Consider the following 26076-nt stretch of genomic DNA (forward strand, 5'->3'; position numbering starts at 1 on the left):
ATGGAATGAATCTTCACCTAATATTAGAAATGGAGGACACCACGTCATGATCCAAGCGGCCATATTCGATCTGGACGGAACCTTGCTGAACAGAGACGCCTCTGTAAATGAATTCATCACTAGCCAATATGAAAGACTGGATAAATGGTTAAGACATATCCCAAAAGAATCGTACATAACTAGATTCATTGAATTAGACCATCGCGGCTACGTCTGGAAAGATGAAGTGTACAAGCAGCTTATCGAGGAATTCACCATTCCTGAAATAACCTGGGAAGAACTGCTGGAGGATTACATCAGTGAATTCAAGCACAGCTGTGTACCTTTTCCACATTTACATAAAATGTTGGATGAATTAAGTGATAAAAATATCAAACTTGGAATGATCACAAATGGCTTCGGCCAGTTTCAAATGGACAACATCCTGGCTCTTGAAATAAAAGCATACTTTGATGAAATTCTAGTTTCAGAATGGGAAGGCTTGAAAAAGCCTGACCCAGAAATCTTTAAGAGAGCATTAGTAAGGTTGAATTTAGAACCTCATGAATGCATCTTTATCGGGGATCACCCTGAGTATGATGTATATGGTGCTCAAAAAGTGGGGCTGAAAGGTATATGGAAGAAAGACCCTCACTTGAGTCATGCGGAACAAGCAGATTGGGTGATTGATGATCTGATGGAATTGCCGAAATATATTGATCATCTTAATAGCAATGGAAAGTGAAATAAATGACCATCAACAAACCAATCGACCCGAATTGGTGGTCGATGGCAACTAAGTATTTTCCTATCAGTTTTTTTAAAATGTATATATACTTCATCTCGTTCAAAAGTCGCACCTAACTTTCAACCAATCAAACCAGGAAGAACTTCCGATTTAACTGTATATTGTAAATAAGAAAATTATGCGGTTTCTCTTGAAAATGTGTAGAAATTTCTTTATATTTAGTAAATATAATTTTACCAAATGTTGGAGGAATCAACCTATGAAGGACATGAAGAAATTATGTAACTCCATAAATAATTGTTTTGTAAGAGATGACACTCATACTGACAAACTACATATGGGAGAGATCGTTCACATTCTCCGTGTGAAGTCTCAACTAACACAAGAGGAATTAGCTCATAAAGCAAACGTGAGTGCTCAAACGATTAAGAGGCTTGAAGGGGGAAGGGGAAAAGTAAGTGACATCACCTGCCGATCAATATTCGAAGCACTTGGAGTAAATATTACTTTATTAACGGAGCTTTTAGAGAAATGACGTAAATTGATGTATTAATAACAAAGAAGGAGTTGTAAAAGTAGGTTAACTTATTGGAGGCGTGATTTTTGCCTTCTTTTTAAAAAAGTTTTAAAGGAAGACATGATCATCATGATTAAGAGTTTCTGCTATTCCACACAGCTGTCTAAAATTTCTAGCAGATTACGAAGGTGCAAAATTGATATCAGGGTTTGGTAGGTGCTATATTATTCTGAATAAGGTATGAATTCCAATCATACCTTTTATAGAGTTCAATCCAAAGAAGGGAGAACTTATGAATAATAAATGGGAAGCAGCACTACCATCTCTATCTCAAGTTACCGTGTTTTCCAATCTCAATAATGAACCTGTCAGGATCCATGGTGGAGATGATAGTCTAAGATGCATTGGTGTAGGGACGGATGCAGCGGTCTTTCAATCCATTTATGCTCCAGAGTTTGCGTTCAAATTGTACGCGGAGGATAAGGGATCAAAAATTAAAATAGAAGAAAAAGTGTACAAAACCATTGGGAACTCATCTTTTTTCTCAACCTGCTATGAAACTTATGATAAGTTTCTCGTTCTAAGTTACGAAGAGGGACCAACATTATTCGATTGTCTGCTCCAAGGAATTCATATCCCGGAACAAGCAGTTCAAGATGTGGAGGATGCCAGACAATATGTGCGTGATCAAGGGTTGAACCCCCGTGATATTCATTTAAAGAATATATTGCTTCAAAATGGAAGAGCCAAAATTATAGATGTGTCAGAGTACGTCCTCCCAGGAAATGATTTTAGATGGGAGCATTTAAAGAAAGCATATGAGGATCATTATAACCTCATAGATGGAAAAGCAGTTCCATATTGGTTACTTGAAACAATTAGAAAATGGTATAATTCATGGAACAAGCATTTCACTTCTTATGAGGAATTTATGAAAATTGTATTAAAGTTTACTTCGTTTAAAAAAGACTAAAAAAGCGTTCAGAGCTATAAAAACTCTGAACGCTTTTTTTCTAAGAAAAGGTACTTCCAGGTATCAATACCACTTGCAAGTATGTACTTCTCAATACAGCTAAAAAGTAATTCTTTTATGGGTTCACATGCTGATACCTTCATTCTAAATCATACATTATTTGAAGTCTCTTTCTATAAAAGTAAGAAAGTGAGCAATCAATTGTATTTGACAGATAAATTTGACATAATTTATTTAATCTTCAATTTTAAGTAATTCAAGAAAATGGAGGAGAAAACATGTGGAATCAAAACAACGTTTCTAGAATTCTGGGTACTCACTATCCCATCATCCAAGCAGGAATGGCTGGTGGAATCACTACTACAAATCTGGTATCGTCAGTCTCAAATTCGGGAGGACTGGGAAACTTGGGAGCAGGATATATGTCCGCTGATGATATGAAACTAGCAATCAAAGAAATAAAAGGTCAAACGAATCAGCCTTTTGGGGTGAACCTTTTCATACCTGAAACTCCAATAGTAAATGATGAACAAATAACCCACGCCAAAAGATTATTGGAGCCTTTTAAAAAAGAATTACACCTAACCGACAACGGCTCGTTTTCAGAGCTGCAAAACAATTTTGAAAATCAGCTAGAAGTCATCTTCAATGAAAAGATACCCGTTTGCAGCTTCACGTTCGGCGCCCCATCTAAAGAGCTTGTGAAAGAGTTAAAAAAGGAAGGAACCATCGTGATCGGCACCGCGACGACTGTTGAAGAGGCAGTTTTCAATGAAGAGTGCGGAGTAGACATCGTTGTCGCCCAAGGAAGTGAAGCAGGTGGGCATCGGGGCACGTTTCTAGGATCTTTTAAACACTCAATAATCGGAACCTTTTCTCTAGTGCCACAAGTGGTGGATGCGGTTTGCATTCCTGTGATTGCTGCAGGAGGTATTATGGATGGAAGAGGCGTTATTGCAGCGCTTGCTTTAGGGGCAAAAGGAGTCCAAATGGGAACTGCTTTTCTTACATGTAAAGAGAGTGGGGCTGGGGCTTTTCATAAAAGGGCTGTTCTAGAATCATCAGAAACGCATACGGTCATCACAGCTGCCTTTAGCGGGAAACCTGCTCGAGGAATCGAAAACAGATTTACTAGGGAAATGCAGGAATTCGAGAGCCTATTACCTCCGTATCCCATACAAAATGCGTTAACGAAAAAACTGAGAAAAGAAGCGGGTATTCAGGGAGTTCCAGAATTCATGTCTATGTGGTCTGGACAAAGCCCGAGACTCAGCAGGGATATATATACTAAAGAACTGCTTGTATCCATCGTAACTGAAGTGGATGAAACTCTGGGGAGGTTGAATGAATAACTAAGTCACTCCATACAATTCATAGTCCCAATCTCACAAATCCTATTTTCCAAATATTAAACCTTGTAATCATTTCTAGCAAAGGTATAATTTTGATATAAGGAAAGCGTTTTTTTATTTATCGTAAATTTTCTAAATAGTTAAAATCTATTCGTTATGTTGCGTTTTTAGGAGGTACAAATGAGAGAAATATTACCTGGATCTGTACTGTCTCATATTCAGTATGGTTATCAAAAAGTTCCTAAGAAGGTCAAAAGTCAATGTCCAAACTGCTCAAAGACAAGTGAATTTGTTTTGAAGGCCAATTTTTATCAAGTGAACAAAACAGGACTGTTTGCAGAGGCAAATTGTTCAGAGTGTAAGAAACCCGCTATATTTGTTATCATGCTTAATGATGATTCGGTCAATCGACGTGAGGAAGCTGGCCTTTATATTTATGATCCACTGGCAACGAACGGACCGTTGGATCAGATTCAAGGGAATAAACGGATTCCACAGGACCTCGTCCGATCATTTCGATCCGCATTAAATGTCAGCCAGACGAAGGATAACTCTGCTACAGCCGTTATGTCTAAGCGCGTGCTCGAGAGTGTTCTGAAGAATTTTAATGGGGATAAAGTAAATGGGCAATCCTTATCGGAACAATTCGACCAATTACCCAAGAATGTCGACCTTACAAAGCCTATCCAGGCCCTGAGCCACCTTGTGCATCCAAACTCCCCCTTCTATGAAATGCTTGAATTGGAAAGGGAAATTGACGATGAAACAGCGGGATTACTTATGGAATTACTAGAAGGCCTCATTGAATATTTATTCGTTCTTCCAGAAAAAATCGAAACGTTACAAGAGAAAATTGAAAAGAAATATTAGTAGAAGTAGAGTGCCGTTTCTAGCACTCTACTTTTTTATAGTGATTTTAACTTAAGGGAATCCAGTGCCTGGTTCACGTCATCGATATCATAGATTTTCTTCTCTAAACAAAACTGAATCACGAGATCGAATCGTTCGCTGTCTGAAAGGGAGAAACCGGCAGCACACAACATATCACCGGTTTCTTCCTCCGACAGTTCCAGAGAAAAGCACAGGGCTACTACTGTACGTTTACTCGGCTTATAATTAGGAATCGATCTGATTTTCGAAAAATGCTTTCGGTCAATTCCTGCTTTTTTGTGGATGCCATCAACAGGAGCTATACAATTGGGAGTTCATTTTTCTAGGTGCGAATATCGATGCTGCTGAAGAAGCCTTGAATATCGGCATCGATGTCGGGAATGCATATCAATTTGAGGCTTTTTCTGAAGGAGTTGAAAAGATGTATGATGTGGTGAGTGAGGCTGTGTGTCAGAAGAGACGTTGATGTTAATATTGAATTTTGGATCTCATCTATCTATTAGATGGGATTTTTTCATTATAGAAACGCATGATGTCCTTTATAATGAATTCGCCGTTATATCTTGAATTTCGCCGATAAAACAAGGATTTCGCTGTTATATTTGAAATTTCGCCGATAAAATTGAAATAGCGCCGTTAAATTGGACGAATAGCAATCAACACACCAAATTACTTACCTTAAGCCATACAAAACTTATAAGAATACCCTCAACAATCAATAACTTTCACGATTCTGTATAGAATTTATTTAAATTTTGCCAAAACTAGTTTATCATTATAAGGTAGATTCAATTTAAACCAATTGGAAGTCAACGGAGTTAAAGGAAGGGACACTATGTCGACAGAAAACGAAAAGAATATTACCAGAATACATATGGATGGGAAGGAATACATTCTCATCGGAACTGCTCACGTATCGCGTCAGAGTGCGGTGCAGGTAAAAGAAGTGATCGAAGCAGAACAGCCGGACACGGTTTGTGTCGAACTGGATGAACCAAGGTATCAATCAATCGTCGAGGGAGATAAATGGAAAGATACAGACATCTTTCAAGTAATTAAAGACAAAAAAGCTACTTTACTTCTTATGAATCTAGCCATTGGATCATTCCAGCGACGGATGGCCAAACAATTTGGAATCAAGCCGGGTCAGGAAATGATTCAGGGAATTGAATCAGCGAAAGAAAATGGCGCTGAACTCGTATTGGCTGATCGGAATATACAAATCACGTTCTCCCGTATTTGGAACAGTGTTGGATTCAGTGGCAAAGCAAAACTCATGACCCAAATCATATACAGCATCTTTAGTACCGATACCATTACAGAAGAAGAACTCGAAAAAATCAAATCTCAAGATATGCTGGATTCGATGTTAAATGAATTCACCCAAGTTTTTCCTAAATTGAAAACACCATTAATCGATGAACGAGATCAATACCTTGCCCAGAAAATCAAAGATGCACCGGGAGAGAAAATTGTTGCGGTGTTAGGTGCAGCTCATGTTCCTGGTATCACTAAAGAAATTTATAAAGAACATAATTTGGACAAACTGAACGAACGTCCTGCTAAATCAAAATGGCCAAAGATTATAGGCTGGGCCATTCCCGTCATGATCCTTGCCGTGATTGCCTACACCTTCATTTCCAATCCTGATGCCGGGATACAACAGGGAATTAGTTGGATACTATGGAACGGAGGATTCTCTGCACTTGGCGTAGCCATCGGATTGGGACATCCATTAGCGATATTGACAGCATTCGTAGCAGCACCATTCACGTCGTTAAATCCACTTCTGGCAGCAGGATGGTTTGCCGGATTCGTACAAGCATATTTCCGCAGACCAAATGTCGGTGACTTTGACTCACTATCTGAAGACGTCCTTAGTGTAAAAGGATTCTGGAGAAACAAAGTAACGCGAATCCTCCTCATTGTCGTGCTTGCTAACTTAGGAAGTACACTTGGTACTGTAATTGGTGGGGCAGATGTTGTGCGGCTGTTTCTTGAAAATTTAAAGTAAAGTGAAATAAGCTATCCTTTTGGGGGTAGCTTATTTTTTATAAAATGATGTTGGAATATTATGTTAAAATGGATAGAATAATGATATTTTGGAGGGATCTTTAATATGAAACACAATATTAGCAGAGATGCACACTGATTACTCATCCTACTTGTTGGGTCTAGTTTTGTTATGGGATTCACACTTTTCACACATTCTGTTCAGGGAATAATCGCTTATGTATTTGGGATTATTGGATTTAGTGGTGTGGCTTTTCTTGTTTTTCATATTGAAGACAGAAAAGGAAGGAGACTAAATAATACATATAATTAGGAATAGCTAAGTTCAGGAGGCCATATGATGAATCAAGAATCACTATCAAACTTGATATCTATTAACAACGATGTTTTGTGGGGAGTCATTTTAGTAATGGGACATTTAATCTCCACTACACTAGCATTAGCCATTTTTTCATCAATTCTGCTTCAAAATAAGAAGAAAGGATTATTATTCCTTATTCTCTTAATTGTCATGGGTGTGCTGACACTCTATAGAGTCATGAGTTATTCTATAACATTTGGAATAATTATTGGCTTCATGTATATCATTTTATGTTTTGTTACCTTTATCTCTTTAATAAGGAAAATGACTAGGGAAAATCAATTGTAATTTGGTTTTAATCTCATATGTAGGATAGAGTGATAGAAAGGTTAAGAAAATTATTTTCTCCTCCAAGGTTGACCATTAGGATGTCTGTAATGTAGTTGAGTCATTTTTGTAACATAAATAATTTTTTAAGAATATATTGAAAAAACAAGCCTATATTTATTATAATAACAGAAAGGATTTATAGAGGAGGATCTAATGGACACCCACAGGAGTAAAAGGATATCCAAGTTATACCGAAAGTTGATTACTTCTGATGCAACACAAGCTTTCCTTATTTATAAAGGCCTAGATGAGACAACGAAAGCAGAATTACTCGATTTAGTGGCAGAGATGGGCTCTCAGCACTCAGAAAAACTTTTGAATAAAATAAGCTAACATACATTAACCGAGTGTAGGACCTGGAGAGGTGATTTCTCCAGGTCTTTTCCTTTGAAAAGGGGGAAAGATGGAGGATTTGAATATAGGGATTTTCGGTTTATTAGCGAAATAGTAAATTTATCAACAGAATTTCATTTTTATCAGCGAAATCCAGAATATATCAGCGAACCATAATGAACCAGTAATGCACAGTATCACAGGTCATTTGTCCTTCATCCAACGCTCAAAACCAAGGATATCTAACCTCTGCATAAACAAAAGAGTGCGGTGTGATTTCGATTATGAAATCCATCGCATTTTTAGTTTTTCATAAGATTTGATGATTCTAATTAACTATCTATTTACTAAAAAGGTGAAAAACCTTTTGAATGAAACTAAACATAGTTCTATTTTCCTTATTTTATGATGATAGGAATAAATTCCTTTTTATTCAAAAAAATGTTGTAATTAGGTGTATTAATATTTATAATATTAAGAAAATTTAATAAATATCCTCTAGGAAAGGAGGGCACTAAATGAATGTATATATGTCGGTGGATATGGAGGGAATTACAGGCTTAGTTGATCATACACATGTAGATTCGAGCAAGCATAATTATGAGCGTGGGAGAATCATCATGACCGAGGAAGCGAATACGGTTATATCTGCTGCCTTTGAGTCAGGTTGCACCGAAGTACTGGTCAATGATAGTCATTCACAGATGAACAATTTATTAATTGAAAAGCTGCATCCAGAAACAAAGTTGATTTCCGGTGGAGTGAAACCATATTCAATGGTTCAAGGACTGGATGAGACGTTTGATGGGGCTTTTTTTGTGGGTTATCACGCACGCGCATCGACGAAGGGTGTGATGTCCCATTCGATGATCTTCGGCGTTCGCAACATGTATATCAATGATGTTGCTGTGGGTGAGCTGGGCTTTAATGCGTATGTTGCAGGGTTTTACGGGGTTCCAGTGTTGATGGTTGCCGGAGATGACCAGGCAGCACTTGAGGCAGAAGCATTGATCCCTAATGTTACGACAGCCGTCGTGAAGGAAACGATTTCTCGTTCTGTGGCGAAAAGTCTGACACCTCAGAAATCAACTCAATTATTAAAGAAGAAAACCGAAGAAGCGATACATAATAAAGAAAACGTAAAACCTCTCACTCCACCTGACCAACCGACATTGCGAATCGAATTTGCGAATTACGGACAAGCGGAGTGGGCAAGTCTTATGCCAGGAACAGAACTTGAGACAGGGACGACCACTGTACGATTCGAGGCGAAAAATATACTGGAAGCCTATAGAGCCATGCTTGTCATGACTGAACTGGCGATGCGAACTACATTCTGTTAGAAAGTGTGAGATCAATGGGTACATATTTGTTGAAACGACTTCTGGCCATGGTGATAACGTTATGGCTGATTGTGACATTAACATTTTTCTTAATGCATGCCATACCAGGGTCACCATTTAATGAAGAGCGAAATACAAGTGAGATCGTACAGCAAAATTTAGAAGCTCATTATCATTTGAATGAGCCGGTGATGATTCAATATTTTCTCTATTTAAAGTCCCTTGTTTCATTAGACTTTGGTCCATCTATTACACAACCATCACAAACCGTAAATGATTTATTAGGAAGGGGATTTCCAATTTCCTTTGAATTGGGAATGATTACTCTCGTAATTGCAGTATTGTCTGGCATTATTTTAGGCGTATTGGCTGCTCTCAGACATAACGGAATCATAGATTACATGGCAATGACTTTCGCCGTACTCGGGATTTCGATTCCAAACTTTGTGATGGCGACATTACTTATTCAGGAATTGGCTGTAAACAGGGGAATCTTCCCTGTAGCCACATGGACGAGCTGGCGTCACATGGTTCTTCCGACCTTGGCATTAGCAACAGGGCCAATGGCCATAATTGCCCGTCTGACTCGTTCTAGTATGTTGGAAGTGTTAACCCAGGATTATATTCGAACAGCCCGTGCCAAAGGGTTGTCACCAATCAAGATTGTGTTTAAGCACGCCCTGCGAAATGCCTTACTTCCGGTTGTAACTGTACTGGGTACTCTAGCAGCAGGAATATTAACAGGTACATTCGTCATTGAACAAATCTTTGCGATTCCGGGAATGGGAAAGTATTTCGTGGAGAGCATCAATCAGCGTGATTATCCTGTCATTATGGGGACGACTGTATTTTACAGTGCATTTCTCATACTTATGCTGTTTTTGGTGGATTTAGCTTATGGTTACCTTGATCCCCGTATTAAGTTACATAAGAAGGAGGCGAAATAATGGGAGTTCCAAAACACCAAGAACCAAATGTGACTCCAGACGTACTGGATGAGTGGTTTACACCCAAGAAGAGGAATAAAGATGATGCGGAAGCGGTGGTCCGACCGAGTCTTTCCTATTGGCAGGATGCGTGGAAGCGCCTTGTGAAAAATAAGCTGGCAATGCTTGGCTTTGTTTTTTTAATCGGATTAATTGTGATGGCTGTCATTGGCCCCATTATTTCTCCCCATGACGTAACGAAGCAAACACTTTCGAACCAAAACCTGCCTCCTTCCGGTAATCACTGGTTTGGTACCGACGATATGGGACGAGATGTATTTACCCGTACATGGTACGGTGCACGCATATCGTTATTTGTAGGTTTTATGGCCGCACTCATTGATTTTGTTATCGGGATTGTATATGGAGGCATTGCAGGTTATAAGGGTGGTAAAACCGATAATGTTATGATGCGTGTTGTTGAAATTCTATACGGATTACCTTACCTATTAGTTGTGATTTTATTAATGGTGGTGATGGGGCCGGGCCTGCTCACTATTATCGTTGCCTTAACCGTGACGGGCTGGATCGGGATGGCCCGAATTGTAAGGGGACAAGTGCTGCAAATTAAAAACTATGAGTTCATTCTTGCTTCTAAAACGTTTGGTACGAAAACAGCCCGTATCATACGGAAGAATCTCCTGCCTAATACGATGGGACCGATTATCGTTCAGATGACACTGACAGTACCTAGCGCTATTTTTGCGGAAGCATTCCTAAGTTTCCTTGGATTGGGAATTCAAGCTCCTTATGCTAGTTGGGGAGTAATGGCTAATGACGGCTTATCTACGATTCTATCAGGCTATTGGTGGCGATTATTCTTCCCGGCTTTATTTATTTCACTAACTATGTTTTCATTCAACGTTTTAGGAGACGGACTACAAGATGCACTTGATCCTAAGCTAAGGAGGTAATCATCATGAATCACGTATTATCTGTACAAGATCTACATGTACATTTCTCGACATATGGGGGGGAAGTCAAAGCGGTTCGGGGAGTGAGCTTTGATTTACATAAGGGAGAAACGCTCGCCATTGTCGGCGAATCAGGATGCGGAAAGAGTGTAACGTCTCAAAGCATTATGAGGTTAATTCCAAGTCCACCTGGGAAAGTGACGAACGGCAAGATACTATTTAAAGGAAAAGATCTTTTAGGTGTAACCGAACCGCAAATGCGAAAGATTCGAGGGGCCGATATCTCGATGATTTTTCAGGATCCCATGACAGCACTGAATCCGACCCTGACAATCGGGGAGCAAATCATAGAAGGAATTCTGCAGCATAACGACGTTTCCAAGAAACAGGCTAGACAAAAAGCGATTGAGATGTTGACACTTGTCAGTATTCCAAACCCTGAAGAACGAATAAAGCAATATCCCCATCAATTTAGTGGAGGAATGAGGCAGCGGATTGTTATTGCCATGTCACTCGTATGCGAACCAGACGTAATAATCGCCGATGAACCAACAACAGCTCTCGATGTAACCATTCAAGCTCAGATTTTGGAATTATTCAAAGAAATCCAACAGAAAACCGGAGTCTCGATTATTTTGATTACCCATGATTTAGGTGTAGTAGCTCAAGTTGCTGATCGTATTGCCGTCATGTATGCCGGTAAGATTGTAGAGGAAGGAAATAGAAGAGAGATCTTCTATCACCCTCAACATCCGTATACACAAGGGTTACTGAAATCAGTTCCAAGACTTGATCTTGATGGGGAAGATCTGATTCCGATACCCGGCTCACCGCCTGATTTATTTTCACCACCCGTTGGATGTCCTTTCGTTCCCCGGTGTGAAAAGGCGATGGAAGTGTGCGACCGTGTATATCCTGCGAAAACACAGCTATCAAACGATCACCACGTTGACTGCTGGCTACAGGATAAGCGTGCAAAAAAAGCGATGCTTTCATCTATTAGCTTAACCATCCGTTAGGTTAATTGTTTGATAGATAAAAAGAATAAGAGGGGGAAGAAAATGAAGAAGCTATTATCAGTTTTTTTAGCAGGAATGCTCTTGTTTGTGTTGGCGGCTTGTACAGCTACGAAGGATGCAGGCAGTGAGTCAAGCAGTGGAGACAGTAAGAAAGAAAATACAGGAAAGGTTCTTCACTTGAACAATGGTGCTGAACCAACGTCTTTTGATCCTCCCATAGGATTCGACTCCTATTCCTGGACAGCGTTAAACAATTTAATGGAAGGGATGACGCGTTTAAACGCTAATCATGAACCCGAAGCGGCAATGGCAGAAAAATGGGACGTGTCCGAAGATGGAAAAGTATACACATTCCACATTCGTGACAATGCCAAATGGTCTAATGGAGATGATGTAACCGCTGGAGACTTCGTTTTTGCCTGGAAACGTCTGTTGAATCCGGAAACGGGATCACCGGCTGCCTTCTTAGGTTATTTCATTGAAGGTGGAGAAGCTTTCAATACAGGAAAAGGGTCAGCTGATGAAGTGAAGGTAGCAGCGAAGGACGAGAAAACATTTGAGGTGACTTTAACAAGTCCACAAGCATATTTCTTAAGCGTCATTGCGAATCCAGCGTTCTTCCCAATCAATGAGAAGGTTGCTACTGAAAACCCTGAGTGGTTTGCAGAAGCTGATACATTCGTTGCAAATGGGCCATTTAAATTAACTGAATGGGAGCATGACAGCCACTTTGTCATGGAAAAGAATGATCAATATTGGGATAAAGATTCAGTGAATTTGGATAAAGTTCATTGGGCAATGGTGAACGATACAAACACGGATTATCAATTATTCAAAACGGGGGAGCTGGATACAGCAGACGTACCAGCTGATTTAAGTAAACAATTATTCGAAGAAGGCAAAGTGAATGTAGAAGATCAAGCAGGAACCTACTTCTACCGTTTCAATTTAGAAAAAGAGCCTTTCCAAAATCAAAACATCCGTAAAGCATTTGCCATGGCGGTAGATCAACAACAAATGGTCGAATTTGTGACAAAGAATAAGGAAAAAGCAGCTTACGGCTTCGTATCAAAAGGTTTCAAAGATCCTTCCGGGAAAGACTTCCGGGAAGCAAATGGAGATTTAGCGAAAACAAATATCGAAGAAGCGAAAGCCCTTCTGAAAAAAGGAATGGAAGAAGAAGGGTACGATAAGCTACCTGAAGTAACCTTAACGTACAGCACTAGTGATACACATCAGAAAATTGCTGAAGCACTTCAACAAATGTTCAAGGAAAACTTGGAGGTTGACGTTAAATTAGCCAATATGGAATGGAACGTATTCCAGGACGAGCAAAAAGCATTGAAGTTCCAATTATCACGAAGCTCATTCCTGGCAGACTACGCAGACCCGATCAACTTCCTGGAGAACTTCCAAACAGGCCACTCTATGAACCGAACAGGTTGGAATAACGAAAAGTTCGACAGCTTAATCAAACAAGCCATGAATGAAGCAGATGAAGCGAAGCGTTTCGAATTAATGTATGAAGCAGAGAAAATCTTAATGGATGAAATGCCGATCATTCCTATCCACTTCTACAATCACGTGTATTTACAAAATGAAGATGTATCCGGTATCGTTCGTCATCCAGTTGGATACATGGAATTAAAATGGGCAGACAAGAAATAAGTGCTTGAACTAATAGTGAGTGGAGAAGACGCAAGGCTACTTGAAGCCTTGCGTTTGCTCCCTCTTTTTCTACGAAAGGGGTAATGTATGGTGATAAAAGCTTCAAAACTCAATGTAGGGGATACAATAGGTGTCATTGCTCCTGCAAGCCCTCCGAAACCTGAACCATTAAAAAAAGCCCTATCATTCCTTGAAGAATTAGGTTTGGACATAAAACTGGGGAAATCTGTCCATAAGAAATATGGGTACCTGGCAGGTTATGATCAAGAACGGATAGAAGATATACATATGATGTTCAAAGACAGTGACGTTAAAGCCATCATTTGTGCTTGCGGCGGTTTCGGCACAGGACGTATCGTATCCCGATTGGATTACAACTTGATAAGGGAAAACCCGAAAATCTTTTGGGGATATAGTGATATCACTTTTTTACATACAGCTATTCAACAACAAACTGGACTCGTTACGTTTCATGGTCCTATGTTAAGTTCAGATATTGGTCTTTCGGGTGTACATGCATTAACGAAGAGTTCCTTTGAACAGTTGTTCCGTTCGGGAGACATCGAATATACAAACAAACTTTCCATGTTGGAAACTGTTGTTGAAGGCGCAGCAAGCGGACCTGTAATAGGTGGAAATCTTACCTTATTGGTTAGCACTTTAGGGACTCCTTTTGAAGTGGATACAAAAGGTAAAATCCTATTTATCGAGGATATCGATGAAAAACCTTATAAAGTGGACCGAATGATGAATCAGCTGAAAATGGCGGGGAAATTCGATGACGCATCTGGAATCATCATCGGGGATTTCAAAAACTGTGTGCCAGAAAAACACGAACAATCTCTGACTCTCGATGAGGTGCTCAAAGAACATATTTCAGATGCTGGTAAACCTGTTTTAAAAGGATTTCATATCGGTCATTCTTCCCCAAGTATCGCCATACCATTAGGTAGCATGGGACGAATGAATACGTATAACCAAACATTTATCGTAGAAACAGGCATAAGAGAGGATGAGAATAATTGAAGATCCATCAATTGGAAACATTCCGAACAGCTATCCCGCTGCATACTCCTTTTAAAACTGCGTTGCGCACTGTTGAAGTGGCAGAAGCCATCGTTGTGAAATTAACGTGTGATGACGGGACGGTTGGATGGGGAGAAGCACCGCCAACAGTCGTCATTACAGGGGACAGCTTATCCAGCATTGAATGGGCCATCCTACAAGTGATCAAGCCGGCCATCATAGGTAAGAGTCTCTTAAATTACGAACAGCTTTTTCAACATTTACATTCATTAATTGTCCGTAATTCAAGCGCAAAGGCTGCTGTAGATATGGCCTTATATGATTGCCTTTCTCAGCACTGTAATATTCCACTCTATCAATTTCTTGGTGGGTACCGTCATGAGCTGGAGACCGATTATACTGTGAGCGTTAATAGCCCAAAAGAAATGGGTGAAGATGCAGAAGCCTATGTGAAGCAAGGCTTTGACGTACTGAAGGTCAAAGTAGGAAAAGATGATATCGAGACGGATATAAAAAGAATTCATGAGATCCGCCAACGAATCGGGTTCGATATCAAAATTCGACTGGATGCCAATCAAGGCTGGGAATCGAAAGCGGCTGTCAAAACGATTCGTAAACTGGAAGACCTTGATCTTAATATTGAGTTAGTCGAGCAGCCTGTACCTGCTCATGATATTGAAGGGCTAAAGAGAGTCACTGATGGAGTGGATACACTGATTATGGCAGATGAGAGTGTTTTTACACCATATCAAGCATTTGAAGTGTTAAAAACCCGCAGTGCAGACCTGATCAATATCAAACTCATGAAAGCAGGGGGCATTTATTACGCTCAGAAAATTAACGATCTCGCGGAGGTTTGTGGTGTCGAATGTATGGTAGGAAGCATGATTGAAACGCGCCTTGGGATTACGGCCGCAGCTCATTTTGCAGCAAGCAAGAAAAACGTGACCCGATTTGATTTCGACGCCCCTCTTATGTTGGCAAAAGATATTGTAGTGGGAGGCATAGAATATAACGGTCGAATGATAACGATGCCTACCCAACCTGGATTAGGTATTGAGAGAGTACTAGTTTAAATGAATATGAGGGGGAATTAATATGACGACAAAAGCGCTAATAGCAGTACCTGTATCAACCGTATGGACATCCAAGGATTCAGCCCGTGATTTGGATTCACCTGCCGTTTCCAATCCCGTGCAAATCAACGAATGGTTAGATTCCTTGACACATGAAACCCGGTTGGCTCTGTGCGATGAAAACCGTATACAATCTCAAGCTTTATTCGGCCAGGAAGTATTGGTGATGGAAGAGAAGGACGGTTGGTCTCGTGTGATCATTCCAGACCAAGCTACATCGAAAGACAATCAAGGGTACCCTGGTTGGGTCCCAAGCGCTCAACTTTCACACGGGGAGTTACCTCATACGGATACATATGCCATAATCACAAGCAAATTTGCGGATTTAATCAATGAAGAGAATGAGGTGGAATTGGAACTTAGTTTCCAAACGATTTTACCCGTTGTGAAAGAGCATGTTCATGTTATTGAAGTTTTGACTCCGTTAGGTACACGCTTCTTAAAACAGAAAGATGTAATCATCTCAACCACGAAGGTTAACGATCAAAAGGGTAGTGGCCAAGACATCGTCACTTCAGGAGAAGCTTTTCTTAATCTTCCTTATTTATGGGGAGGGATGACGAGCTATGGGTTTGATTGCTCAGGCTTCAGTTATACCATGTGCAAGGCGAATGGTTATCTGATTCCACGAGATGCAAATGACCAGGCTAAAGCCGGAAAAGAAGTAGCACTGGATCTATTAGAGCCTGGTGATCTTTTATTTTTTGCTTATGAAGAAGGGAAGGGGAGCATTCATCACGTTGGAATCTATCATGGTGACGGACAGATGATCCACTCTCCCAATACTGGGAAAACCATTGAAACCCTTTCCCTGAAAGGTACCTACTACGAGAAAGAGCTGTGTATAGCAAGGCGCTACTGGGGGGAAACGGAGGAATCATCTTGACGAATCACAAACTACTCGAAGTAAAGGAATTAAAAAAATACTTTCAGCTTGAAAAAGGTAAAACCTTAAAGGCAGTGGATCGGATTTCATTTGATATATATAAAGGTGAGACATTCGGTCTAGTAGGGGAATCGGGTTGCGGGAAGTCGACTATTGGCCGCACCATTATCGGTTTGTATGACAGGACAGAAGGGGAAGTCATGTATGACGGGAAGAACGTTCATACACTCTCTGATAAAGAAAAGCTGTCCTTTTATCGAAACATGCAGATGATATTCCAGGATCCGTACGCTTCTCTTAACCCCCGTTCAACGGTACGTGAAATCATTGCAGAACCGATGGATGCACACGATATATACCGGGATAAAAAAGAGCAGATGGAACGTATTTATCAGCTCTTGGAAGATGTCGGGCTGAATAGGGATCATGCGAATCGCTATCCCCACGAATTCAGTGGCGGACAGCGTCAGCGAATTGGCATAGCACGTGCACTTGCTCTTAATCCAGATTTCATCATCGCCGATGAACCGATTTCTGCTCTTGATGTTTCCGTTCAAGCTCAAATCGTAAACCTATTGAAAAAGCTTCAAAAAGAAAAGGAGTTGACCTTTTTATTCATTGCTCATGATCTTTCTATGGTAAAGCATATTAGTAACCGCATCGGAGTGATGTATCTGGGACATATGGTTGAATTAACCGAGAGTAAGGAGCTATATAAAAAGCCTCTTCACCCTTATACCCAAGCATTACTTTCAGCTATCCCCATCCCTGATCCCGATGTAGAGGATGAGCGTGAACGAATGATCATTCAAGGAGAAATCCCCAGTCCAATCGATCCACCAAGTGGCTGTGTATTCAGAACCCGTTGTCCTGTAGCCATGGAAGCATGCTCTAGCCATAAACCTAAATGGAAGGAAGTAGAAGAACAGCACTTTGTTGCTTGTCACTTATACGACAATGAAATCACAAAGGATCATGACGAAGTAGCGGTCACAAAGTAAAGGATGAATTGTAGATGAATGAGAAATTATTAGAGGAAAGAATTCTGGACGCTATTGATAAATGTATAGGCAGGGTCAGTGTGGCCATTGACCTGCCTTCACACTCCATCCAATTCAATAATGACACTCCTTATTCTGCCGCAAGTTTAATCAAGGTTCCGATCTTACTTGAAGGCTTTCGGCAGGCAGAGCAAGGGAAAATCGATTTAAATGAAATGGTAATGGTTCCTAAAGAGTGTAGAGTAGGAGGGGCAGGAGTGTTGTCAACACTATCCGAAAATATTTCGTTGACGGTAGAAGACCTCCTCACACTCATGATCATTGTGTCGGATAACACCGCGACGAATCTCATTATCGACCGTATAGGGTCAGAAGCAATAAATAACCTTTGTAACTCTTTAGCATTAAAACACACTAAACTTAGTCGGAAATTGATGGATTTTCAAGCAATAGATCAAGGGTATGACAATTTCACCTCTGCAACTGATATCATCAACTGCTTACGTATACTAGACCAGAGCCCACTATTCAGTGAGCAAAGCCGTGAAAAAATGCTATTTATATTGCATCAGCAACAATTTGTCACCAAGCTTCCGGCAAGAATGGACAGGGAGAGAGTCTTTATAGCAAACAAAACTGGGGAATTACCTGGGGTTGAACATGATTGTGCAATTGTTCGGTGTGAAGAAAAAACTGCCTACATAGCTGTATTAATTGACGGACTTGAAGAAAACGATTCTGCGCGAGACACAATTGCCAAAATCGGAAAGTTCCTATACGATTATTTAGCTAAACTTAATCAGTAAAAAAACAGCATTTTCCCACGGGATTCTTTACCTTTTTGTTGTCTATTTAAGTAAATTATTTCGTTCTCACTGTAAAAACGTTCTATCCGCGCTCGCTCTTTGTGATACTCATTTACGCTATACCTGGATCTTCAATACTCTTGATTTAATACCAGATGATCACATAAGAAAAACAGATGTTGAGCTAGAAAAAAGAGGAAGATGAAATCAACAAACATATAGAGATAAGATATTAAATGCGTGGATCCCAATATGGAGACGCGCTTTTTTTGATGTAGGAAGAAAAAAAGCGGTATAAGAGACCCATTTAAGGTGTTACTCTTAGAATAAACCAATAAAAATGTATCAAATCAATTTTCTTTACATACCATAATGGGGTATAGTATATTAAAAGCATGGAGGTGGGGAAGATGACCGATGAAAAGAATGAAAAAAATCCTGAGATTAACCCATCCGTGATTCAAGAAGAAGAGCGTGTAATGGATGATGCTGCATGCTCTGATGAAGGTATTCGGAAAAGCCATCACTCTGATAAAGTTAAGAAAAATCTTGTAACGCGATTAAATAGGATTGAAGGACAAATAAGAGGAATTAAAGGCTTGATTGAACGTGATACGTATTGTGACGACGTCATTACTCAAATATCCGCCACTCAATCTGCCCTCAACAGCGTAGCCAAAATTCTATTAGAAGGTCATATGAAAACATGTGTTCTTGATCGAATTCAAGAAGGAGACACAGAAGTATTAGATGAAGTCATGGTTACAATCCAAAAACTCATGAAAAAATAAAGGAGAGTTTACAGATGCAAAAAGAATCGTTAACAGTGGAAGGTATGTCTTGTGGACATTGTGTTAAAGCAATTGAAGGCAGTGTGGCTAAATTAGACGGTGTGAAATCGGTGCAAGTAAGTTTGGAAGATAAGAAAGTAGAAGTTGAATTCGATGGTTCACTATTAAAGTTTGATGACATCAAAGAAACAATTGATGATCAGGGATATGATGTGGTGTAAGATACTGTGCATTCTCAGCACGGTTTTCTTTTACAATAAAGTATACCCCGTATAGGTATGGAGGGTTCAGAAATGGCTCAGCATAAAGAAACCAATATTGCTATAACAGGAATGACTTGCGCTGCTTGTGCGAATCGAATCGAAAAAGGTCTAAATAAATTGGACGGTGTAGAAATTGCAGCGGTCAACTTCGCGATGGAGAAAGCAGCGGTAAAATACAATCCGGAAGTAGTGAAACCAATTGATCTTCAAAAAAGGATTCGAGATCTAGGTTATGACGTACAACTCGAAAAAACCGAGTTTGATATTACCGGAATGACCTGTGCTGCTTGTTCTGCAAGAATCGAGAAAGTATTGAATAAGCAAGATGGTATACAACATGCAACGGTAAATTTGGCCTTAGAAAAAGCAACCATTGAGTATACCCCTGGTACGATCACGATAGATCAAATCATTCAAAAGGTTGATTCAATTGGCTACGGTGCAACAGTGAAAAATGATAAGAATCAAGAAGAACAAACCGATCATAAACTTCAAGAGATTCAGAAGCAAAAACGTAAATTCATATGGTCACTATTATTATCGCTGCCCCTATTGTGGTCAATGGTAAGTCATTTTGAATTTACATCGTTCATCCCCTTACCGGATATATTAATGAACCCTTGGGTGCAAATGTCTTTAGCAACACCTGTACAGTTTATTATCGGGAAACAATTTTACCTTGGGGCTTATAAAGCATTAAAAAACAAGAGTGCCAATATGGATGTTTTGGTCGCACTTGGAACATCGGCAGCTTACTTTTACAGTGTATTTCTTGCCTATCAGTCCATTGGATCGGGAATGCATATAGTTGAGCTATATTTTGAAACTAGTGCCATTTTAATCACACTCATTATTCTCGGGAAATTGTTTGAAGCCAAGGCAAAGGGTCGTTCTTCTGAAGCCATAAAGAAGCTTATGGGTCTTCAAGCTAAAACTGCAACTGTAGAAAGAGATGGAAAGGATGTAGAAATTCCTTTAGAAGACGTTGTAACAGGAGATATCGTGTACATCAAACCAGGTGAAAAAGTTCCTGTAGATGGAGAAGTCATCGAAGGTCGTTCAGCACTCGATGAATCGATGATTACAGGAGAAAGTGTTCCGGTGGATAAATCTATAGGTAATACATTAATCGGTGCCACAATGAATAAGAACGGATTCCTTAAAATGAAAGCTACAAAGGTAGGGAAAGATACCGCCCTGGCACAGATTATCAAAGTGGTGGAGAATGCTCAAGGCTCCAAAGCTCCTATTCAACGATTAGCGGATACAATTTCGGGTTTATTCGTCCCTATCGTTGTAGGAATTGCAGTCCTGACATTTCTTGTCTGGTACATCTGGGTTGAACCAGGTAATTTTGCCGAAGCACTTGAAAAACTGATTGCCGTTCTTGTGATTGCCTGTCCATGTGCCCTTGGGTTAGCGACTCCGACTTCGATAATGGCAGGTTCGGGACGTGCAGCTGAATTCGGGATTCTCTTTAAAGGCGGAGAATATCTTGAATCAACCCATGGGATTACAACCGTTGTACTTGATAAAACGGGTACTGTTACAAACGGTGAGCCGGTATTAACAGATGTAAAAGTGGAAGATGGATATGATGAAGTGGATTTTCTTGCTTTGGTTGGTGCAGTGGAACGGTCTTCGGAGCATCCACTAGCTGTTTCAATTGTTAAAGGGATTAAAGAAAAAGGAATTACATTATTAGGAAGCGAAGAATTTGATGCTGTACCAGGGTATGGTGTAAAAGCAAAAGTTGGGATTAATGAAGTGGTCATCGGTACCACGAAACTTATGGAACATAATGGTATCCAAATCAATCATGTGATAGAAACCAAACAAACTCTTGAGACTGAAGGAAAGACGGTTATGCTCGTTTCTATTAATGGAAACTATGCAGGCCTTGTCGCTGTAGCAGACACTATAAAAGATACTTCTAAACAAGCCATTCTACGGTTAAAAGATATGGGCTTAGAAGTCATCATGATCACTGGTGACAATCAGCGTACCGCTGAAGCAATTGCAAAAGAAGCTCATATCCATCATGTAATTGCGGAAGTTTTACCTGAAGGAAAAGCAATGGAAGTTCAAAAACTTCAGAAGGAAGGAAAGAAAGTCGCGATGGTGGGAGATGGAATCAATGATGCCCCTGCACTTGCGATGGCTGATATCGGAATGGCGATCGGTACAGGTACAGACGTAGCCATGGAAGCTGCCGATATCACCCTTATCCGCGGTGACTTGAACAGCATTGCCGATGCTATCTTTATGAGTAAGAAAACCATTCGTAATATTAAACAAAACCTGTTCTGGGCCCTGGCCTATAACTCACTCGGCATCCCCATCGCCGCAATGGGATTCTTAGCACCATGGCTTGCCGGAGCTGCAATGGCATTTAGTTCTGTGTCCGTTGTTTTGAATGCCCTGCGCTTGCAGAGAGTGAAGCTGTGAACTTAAAAGAGATCAAAGGTGACATGACCTTTGATCTTTTTTACTCATTCGATAAACTTGTCTTCAATTGTTAGGGATTATCCATACCTATTGACCATTATATAAATCAATGGATTTATTATTTATTTTGGACGATTTGTTTAAATCATTCCTAGATTAATTCAGCATCTTTATGGGGGACCCAATCCTATTTCGATTTTGATTCGGGGGACCAATGAATCCTTTATTGGTGACAAAGCCTCGGCGATATTTTCAGGGTTGATGCCATTGGATAGCCCGAATACCTCCAGGTGGGGTTAGGCGCAACGTATCCGATCCCTCGGCCGTTTTTCTTAATATTAGTACTATCAAACACACATAATCTGATTTCCCCGTTCCATTTCCCCCTTTTGAAATATCCATAAAAATATAAACCTATAATGTATAAATGATACATTGAGGGAATGGGTGAATGCGTATATAAACCAAAAAGGCCTCTTAGATAAGTTTTCTAAGAGGTGAGTTCCTTAAAAGACAGCAGACTTTCAATTATCGATCCGTTTCCGTGAATTTGATATCAATCAGCTTTTCAGTATCCGTTTCAAATTGAATGTCCACAAACACTCCAAATTCTTTCCCTCCACGTTTTAACCATAGTTTAAATTTCTCTGTCGATACCTTCGATCCGTTTTCCTTCCCGATATGGAGATAGTCAACAATCGCCGCATCTGGATATTTCTCTTGAGTCTTTTTCACTGCCAGACTTCCCCATTTAGCATAAGAGGGAATCTCTTGTTGAGCGTGTACGTGTACGGGTTTCAGGTCAACTATTGCCGCGTTGGCAATAAAAATCATGCATAGAACAATTGGGATATGTCGTTTCATTTTCAATACCAAAACCTTCTTTTTATCTTGTAGGTTTGTCTAGTCTGACTGAAATTATTCTGCATTTCCCATTTAACTTACAAATTACATAAGTAAATGAAATCTTTTTTTAAGTTAGAATATTCTTTACTTACTAAACATAAAATCTTAAACTGTGGATGAGGAAGAAAATCTTTCCAACTAAATGAAAGGAGGCGATGACGATGATTAAAATCGTCGATGTAATGCAAAAAATCAATAAGGATGAGGTTATATATATTAAAACCTAGTGTAGGAGGACATTATGAAGACGACATTGGAGCAAGTGAAAATTGTAGAATATCATGAAGGATTAGCAAAAGGAATCGCGAAAATGTGGAATGAAAGCCGTGAAAACTGGGGTGGAGATTCGGTTGTCACTACTGAACAAGACGTGAAAGATAAGGAAGCTAACTCCACAAATCTTCATCTGTTTTTGGCAATGGTGGGGGATGATGTGGCAGGTTATTGCGGATTGTCTGAATATCGCGAGGACGAAGGTGCCCTTTACATTCCTCTTCTGAACGTTCACCCCAAGTATCAGGGCTTAAAGATCGGCAAACAACTCGTATTGAAAGCGTTAGAGAAGACTGTAGAATTAAAATGGCCGAGACTGGATTTATTTACATGGGCGGGTAATACAAAAGCCGTTCCACTTTATAAAAAATGCGGATTCTTCTGGGAGGAACGTGATGACACCGTTCACCTGATGAATTTTATCCCCATGGTGCTTCAAATTGACTGGCTAAAGCCTTTTTTTGAGAAGCATGATTGGTATACAACAAGTCAGCGTTTAATTGAAATCAAACCCGATGGCCTTAAAGATCGAGATCATACTTATTATGAATACAAGTGGGAAGAAGGAAATGAGTTCGTTCGTATTCAATTTGAACGAACGGGACGAGGCATTCGCTTAGTTGAAACGCAGGATTTTTTAGTGGAAATGAGGCTGCCTGACTTTAAGATGCTCGAGAAAAAAGAACACTATACGACTTATCATGTAGAGAATCGCAGAGAGAATCCGGTTGAAATCTCCCTAAAAGGAGTATCATCTTCTCATGTAAAGAATGAATTCCATGAGACCGTTTTAGTGGGTAAGAACTGGATTGGAGATTTCCCTGTCAGTGTCTCTATGCCAGCTAGTCAACCAAGTCCTTGGAAAAAGCACCCGACTGTTGGGGTGACAGTTGAGGTGGATGGTCAATCAATCCCATTAGCACTAGGGGTCTTCCCTAAACAAGCGGGAAAGCTTCATTTAAGATCGGTAAAAAAGAATTGGAAATCACATAGTAAAGGAATGCTCTATCTTGATTTGGAAAGTCAATTAGAAGAAGAAACTACCTGGACGATTAAACTGCCAGTAAATAAGGTAGTAGAGTGGGAAACTTCAGAAGTGAAGGTGAAAATGGAAGGGAAAAAGAGAATTTCGATTCCACTTCCGATCCAGCTATTAAAAAATGGCTTTTTGTCAGAAGAGGTGAATGTAGCTGTTGAACGAAAAAACGGGGAGGCCACTACTTTTTCCACTCGGCTTTCATTGGCTCTACCGGGTTTTGGGGCAAAATTTGGTGGCGAGACAGAAGAGAATTGGATAGGGTTTAACGGTCCGCACTACGTAGAGATTGAAAAACGAAACCATATCGTCAAAGTAGGCTCTATGAATGCAACCCAAGATCCGATAACTTTCTTCACCCCAAAATTTGGAAAACCATATAGTGAAGAGTTTTCTAAAAAAGAAGCTTCTACTGTAGACTATATTGAGCTTCCTGAAGCTTTCGTGATGAAAACAACACTAAAGTCGGATGCATTTTCCTCCATGCTTCTGAACACCTATTTTAAAATTTACGGTGATGGCTTAGTGGAAATCACACATGAAGTGGTGAATGCTGGAGAAGAAGACAGGAAGCATCTTTCCCTGATTCAGCCTGTTCTTATTAACTTCGAAGGAATGGCTATCCCACAAAGGGACGGAGTCTTAATCGGGAATGAGTCACTGGTTCCTTTTATGGAGTATATTAATGATAAAGATATGGCTGAACGTTGGATTTTCACAAATTCTTCAATTGGAGATACTATCGGCCTTGCTTGGCCAGAGGAAGCACTTGGAAGAAAAGATGATTGGCGAATGGCTCTTGAATATGAAATCGACCTGATACAATCCCAGGAAAAAACGTGCTTAGGTCCAATCCAGGTCGGGATCAATGCATCCAACAACTGGTCTAAGTGGCGGGAGTTGGTGTTGGGTGATGGAGGGGACATGAAAGAGCTGCCCCTGTATACTTTAGATAAAACAGGTGGAGATATTATTTCTACTGTTGGTGGAAGGGAAGATTATTCATTCCAATCCATGCTTACTCCTTATATTCATGGTCAATTAACCGTTCATTCAGAAAATGAATCTTTCGCGAAAAAAGTGGATAAAGCTGAGTCAGTTACCCGTTTGAATTTTGAAATTGAGCATTCATCACCAGGTGTAAAATGGATAGAGGGACAATTCGAATCCAAAAGTCACTTCGGGAAAGTAGAAGTTATGCAACTTGTTAAGGGGAAGAGGGAAGTAAAGGTCGAGAGGAACGAAGATGTTTGGTCTGTAGATAATGGCGTCATTTCGTTTAAAGCGTCATCTGCATATTATCCTGGTATCTATTCCTTATCGATTGACGGTAAGGAAACGTTGGATCATCAATATCCAAACTCGGGTCCACGGGCGTGGTGGAATCCGTGGGGGGGAGGTATCAGATACTCTTTCCAAGCCGTTAGTTCCTATTCAATGTTGAAAGAGAATACTGCAATCGGATCTGTAACAAAGTTGGATCAACACGGCCATCAGTGGGAAGGGATTTGTTTAACAACAGAATTTAAGGAGCATGAAAAGATGAAGGGAATTGTTCTTCGTCAATATGCTTTAACACTTCCAGAAGTGCCGGTCCTGGCTGTATACGCGGAGATTCAGCAGGATTCAGGAAGAACGTATACGAAAGAGTTGATGGATTTAGAGGCTTTTTTCAAGTCTGGAGAAACATTAACATCCAGTTTCGTTAAACTACCTACACAAGGTATGGTCCATAAATACTATGCAGGCGTAGAGGAATTCGTATTGAGAGATACACCATTTATTACGGTTGGATCGGATGATCACCCAGAATCTGTGACATTTGTTCACCCAAGCACCAGAAAACGGTCAGAAGCTTATTTGAACCAAGATGTGCTTCTAGTCGCATCAACAAACGAGTTGTCTGCAGCCACGGGAGAAACCATCGTAACTGAACCAACAATCCTATTCTACGGTGAAACTCAGTCTGCACAAGCAATCAAACCGCTACAAAACCTTCGATTCACCTAAAGAACTCCACGAACCTACCCCTGCGTAGGTTCGTGTTTTTAAATAGGGAGGGACGGACCTTCAAATG

Annotated in this window: 25 protein-coding genes; 22 read left to right on the plus strand and 3 right to left on the minus strand. The window is 40.1% G+C overall.

The genetic code is table 11. From position 1 onward, the window contains the following. Positions 1 to 46: 46 nt before the first annotated feature. The 3 genes from F0342_RS09845 (at position 47) to F0342_RS09855 (ending at position 2217) form a co-directional block, all read left to right on the plus strand. The gene (locus F0342_RS09845; RefSeq protein ID WP_149156074.1) at positions 47 to 724 is read left to right on the plus strand and encodes an HAD family hydrolase; all 678 of its coding nucleotides are present in this window, start codon (positions 47 to 49) and stop codon (positions 722 to 724) included. A gap of 340 nt (positions 725 to 1064) precedes the next feature. After that, positions 1065 to 1262: a helix-turn-helix transcriptional regulator gene (locus F0342_RS24800; RefSeq protein ID WP_262481706.1), complete on the plus strand. Its 198-nt coding sequence runs from the start codon at positions 1065 to 1067 to the stop codon at positions 1260 to 1262. Positions 1263 to 1536: 274 nt separating this feature from the next. Beyond that, positions 1537 to 2217 carry a serine/threonine protein kinase gene (locus tag F0342_RS09855; protein ID WP_149155776.1) on the plus strand — a complete coding sequence of 227 codons (681 nt, stop codon included), beginning with the start codon at positions 1537 to 1539 and terminating at the stop codon, positions 2215 to 2217. A 14-nt stretch (positions 2218 to 2231) separates the two neighbouring features. Here F0342_RS09855 and F0342_RS25340 read toward each other — a convergent pair whose 3' ends face one another. Further along, a complete protein-coding gene (locus F0342_RS25340; protein WP_262481691.1) occupies positions 2232 to 2360 on the minus strand; it encodes a hypothetical protein in 129 nt (42 codons plus the stop codon). Positions 2361 to 2495: 135 nt separating this feature from the next. Here F0342_RS25340 and F0342_RS09860 point away from each other — a divergent pair, with 135 nt between their 5' ends. Both F0342_RS09860 and F0342_RS09865 read left to right on the plus strand, forming a co-directional pair. Then, on the plus strand, positions 2496 to 3569 hold the full coding sequence (locus F0342_RS09860; RefSeq protein WP_149155777.1) for an NAD(P)H-dependent flavin oxidoreductase: 1074 nt from the start codon (positions 2496 to 2498) through the stop codon (positions 3567 to 3569). 180 nt (positions 3570 to 3749) lie between these two features. Further along, entirely contained in the window at positions 3750 to 4439 is a 690-nt protein-coding gene (locus F0342_RS09865; RefSeq protein WP_149155778.1) for a hypothetical protein, read from the plus strand. A 35-nt stretch (positions 4440 to 4474) separates the two neighbouring features. Here F0342_RS09865 and F0342_RS24805 read toward each other — a convergent pair whose 3' ends face one another. After that, positions 4475 to 4612 carry a hypothetical protein gene (locus F0342_RS24805; RefSeq protein ID WP_188048477.1) on the minus strand — a complete coding sequence of 46 codons (138 nt, stop codon included), beginning with the start codon at positions 4610 to 4612 and terminating at the stop codon, positions 4475 to 4477. A gap of 683 nt (positions 4613 to 5295) precedes the next feature. Here F0342_RS24805 and F0342_RS09870 point away from each other — a divergent pair. The 16 genes from F0342_RS09870 (at position 5296) to F0342_RS09945 (ending at position 21784) form a co-directional block, all read left to right on the plus strand. Next, a complete protein-coding gene (locus tag F0342_RS09870; RefSeq protein WP_149155779.1) occupies positions 5296 to 6474 on the plus strand; it encodes a TraB/GumN family protein in 1179 nt (392 codons plus the stop codon). A gap of 339 nt (positions 6475 to 6813) precedes the next feature. Continuing rightward, positions 6814 to 7122: a hypothetical protein gene (locus tag F0342_RS09875; RefSeq protein ID WP_149155780.1), complete on the plus strand. Its 309-nt coding sequence runs from the start codon at positions 6814 to 6816 to the stop codon at positions 7120 to 7122. A gap of 195 nt (positions 7123 to 7317) precedes the next feature. Beyond that, positions 7318 to 7497 (plus strand): hypothetical protein, encoded by a 180-nt coding sequence (locus F0342_RS09880; protein WP_044337098.1) that lies wholly within the window; start codon positions 7318 to 7320, stop codon positions 7495 to 7497. 518 nt (positions 7498 to 8015) lie between these two features. Further along, a complete protein-coding gene (locus F0342_RS09885) occupies positions 8016 to 8840 on the plus strand; it encodes a M55 family metallopeptidase (RefSeq protein ID WP_149155781.1) in 825 nt (274 codons plus the stop codon). A gap of 14 nt (positions 8841 to 8854) precedes the next feature. Beyond that, a complete protein-coding gene (locus tag F0342_RS09890; RefSeq protein WP_149155782.1) occupies positions 8855 to 9787 on the plus strand; it encodes an ABC transporter permease in 933 nt (310 codons plus the stop codon). Continuing rightward, positions 9787 to 10740 carry an ABC transporter permease gene (locus F0342_RS09895; RefSeq protein ID WP_149155783.1) on the plus strand — a complete coding sequence of 318 codons (954 nt, stop codon included), beginning with the start codon at positions 9787 to 9789 and terminating at the stop codon, positions 10738 to 10740. The genes F0342_RS09890 and F0342_RS09895 overlap by 1 nt, the downstream gene beginning before the upstream one ends. Positions 10741 to 10745: 5 nt before the next feature. After that, positions 10746 to 11759: an ABC transporter ATP-binding protein gene (locus F0342_RS09900; RefSeq protein ID WP_149155784.1), complete on the plus strand. Its 1014-nt coding sequence runs from the start codon at positions 10746 to 10748 to the stop codon at positions 11757 to 11759. A 42-nt stretch (positions 11760 to 11801) separates the two neighbouring features. Beyond that, positions 11802 to 13427 carry a peptide ABC transporter substrate-binding protein gene (locus F0342_RS09905; protein WP_149155785.1) on the plus strand — a complete coding sequence of 542 codons (1626 nt, stop codon included), beginning with the start codon at positions 11802 to 11804 and terminating at the stop codon, positions 13425 to 13427. 87 nt (positions 13428 to 13514) lie between these two features. After that, positions 13515 to 14453: a S66 peptidase family protein gene (locus F0342_RS09910; RefSeq protein WP_149155786.1), complete on the plus strand. Its 939-nt coding sequence runs from the start codon at positions 13515 to 13517 to the stop codon at positions 14451 to 14453. Then, positions 14450 to 15529, plus strand: coding sequence for a mandelate racemase/muconate lactonizing enzyme family protein (locus F0342_RS09915; RefSeq protein WP_149155787.1), 1080 nt, complete (start codon positions 14450 to 14452; stop codon positions 15527 to 15529). Before F0342_RS09910 ends, F0342_RS09915 begins: the two co-directional genes overlap by 4 nt. 22 nt (positions 15530 to 15551) lie before the next feature. Further along, entirely contained in the window at positions 15552 to 16475 is a 924-nt protein-coding gene (locus tag F0342_RS09920) for a C40 family peptidase (protein ID WP_188048478.1), read from the plus strand. Continuing rightward, on the plus strand, positions 16472 to 17476 hold the full coding sequence (locus F0342_RS09925) for an ABC transporter ATP-binding protein (RefSeq protein ID WP_149155789.1): 1005 nt from the start codon (positions 16472 to 16474) through the stop codon (positions 17474 to 17476). The genes F0342_RS09920 and F0342_RS09925 overlap by 4 nt, the downstream gene beginning before the upstream one ends. A gap of 14 nt (positions 17477 to 17490) precedes the next feature. Further along, a complete protein-coding gene (locus tag F0342_RS09930) occupies positions 17491 to 18282 on the plus strand; it encodes a serine hydrolase (RefSeq protein ID WP_149155790.1) in 792 nt (263 codons plus the stop codon). A 479-nt stretch (positions 18283 to 18761) separates the two neighbouring features. After that, positions 18762 to 19073, plus strand: coding sequence for a metal-sensitive transcriptional regulator (locus F0342_RS09935; protein WP_149156075.1), 312 nt, complete (start codon positions 18762 to 18764; stop codon positions 19071 to 19073). Positions 19074 to 19087: 14 nt separating this feature from the next. Beyond that, complete coding sequence (gene copZ, locus F0342_RS09940) at positions 19088 to 19294, plus strand: copper chaperone CopZ (protein WP_149155791.1); 207 nt, start codon at positions 19088 to 19090, stop codon at positions 19292 to 19294. A gap of 72 nt (positions 19295 to 19366) precedes the next feature. Further along, positions 19367 to 21784 carry a heavy metal translocating P-type ATPase gene (locus tag F0342_RS09945; RefSeq protein WP_149155792.1) on the plus strand — a complete coding sequence of 806 codons (2418 nt, stop codon included), beginning with the start codon at positions 19367 to 19369 and terminating at the stop codon, positions 21782 to 21784. Between the two features lie 528 nt (positions 21785 to 22312). Here F0342_RS09945 and F0342_RS09950 read toward each other — a convergent pair. Continuing rightward, positions 22313 to 22648 carry a DUF3889 domain-containing protein gene (locus F0342_RS09950; RefSeq protein ID WP_149156076.1) on the minus strand — a complete coding sequence of 112 codons (336 nt, stop codon included), beginning with the start codon at positions 22646 to 22648 and terminating at the stop codon, positions 22313 to 22315. Between the two features lie 283 nt (positions 22649 to 22931). On the opposite strand from F0342_RS09950, the gene F0342_RS09955 reads away from it, so the two are divergent. Then, positions 22932 to 26009, plus strand: a complete 3078-nt coding sequence (locus tag F0342_RS09955; protein WP_149155793.1) for a GNAT family N-acetyltransferase — start codon at positions 22932 to 22934, stop codon at positions 26007 to 26009. Positions 26010 to 26076 lie beyond the last annotated feature (67 nt).

The sequence above is a fragment of the Bacillus sp. CH30_1T genome, assembly GCF_008364765.1.
Classification (GTDB): domain Bacteria; phylum Bacillota; class Bacilli; order Bacillales; family Bacillaceae_B; genus Rossellomorea.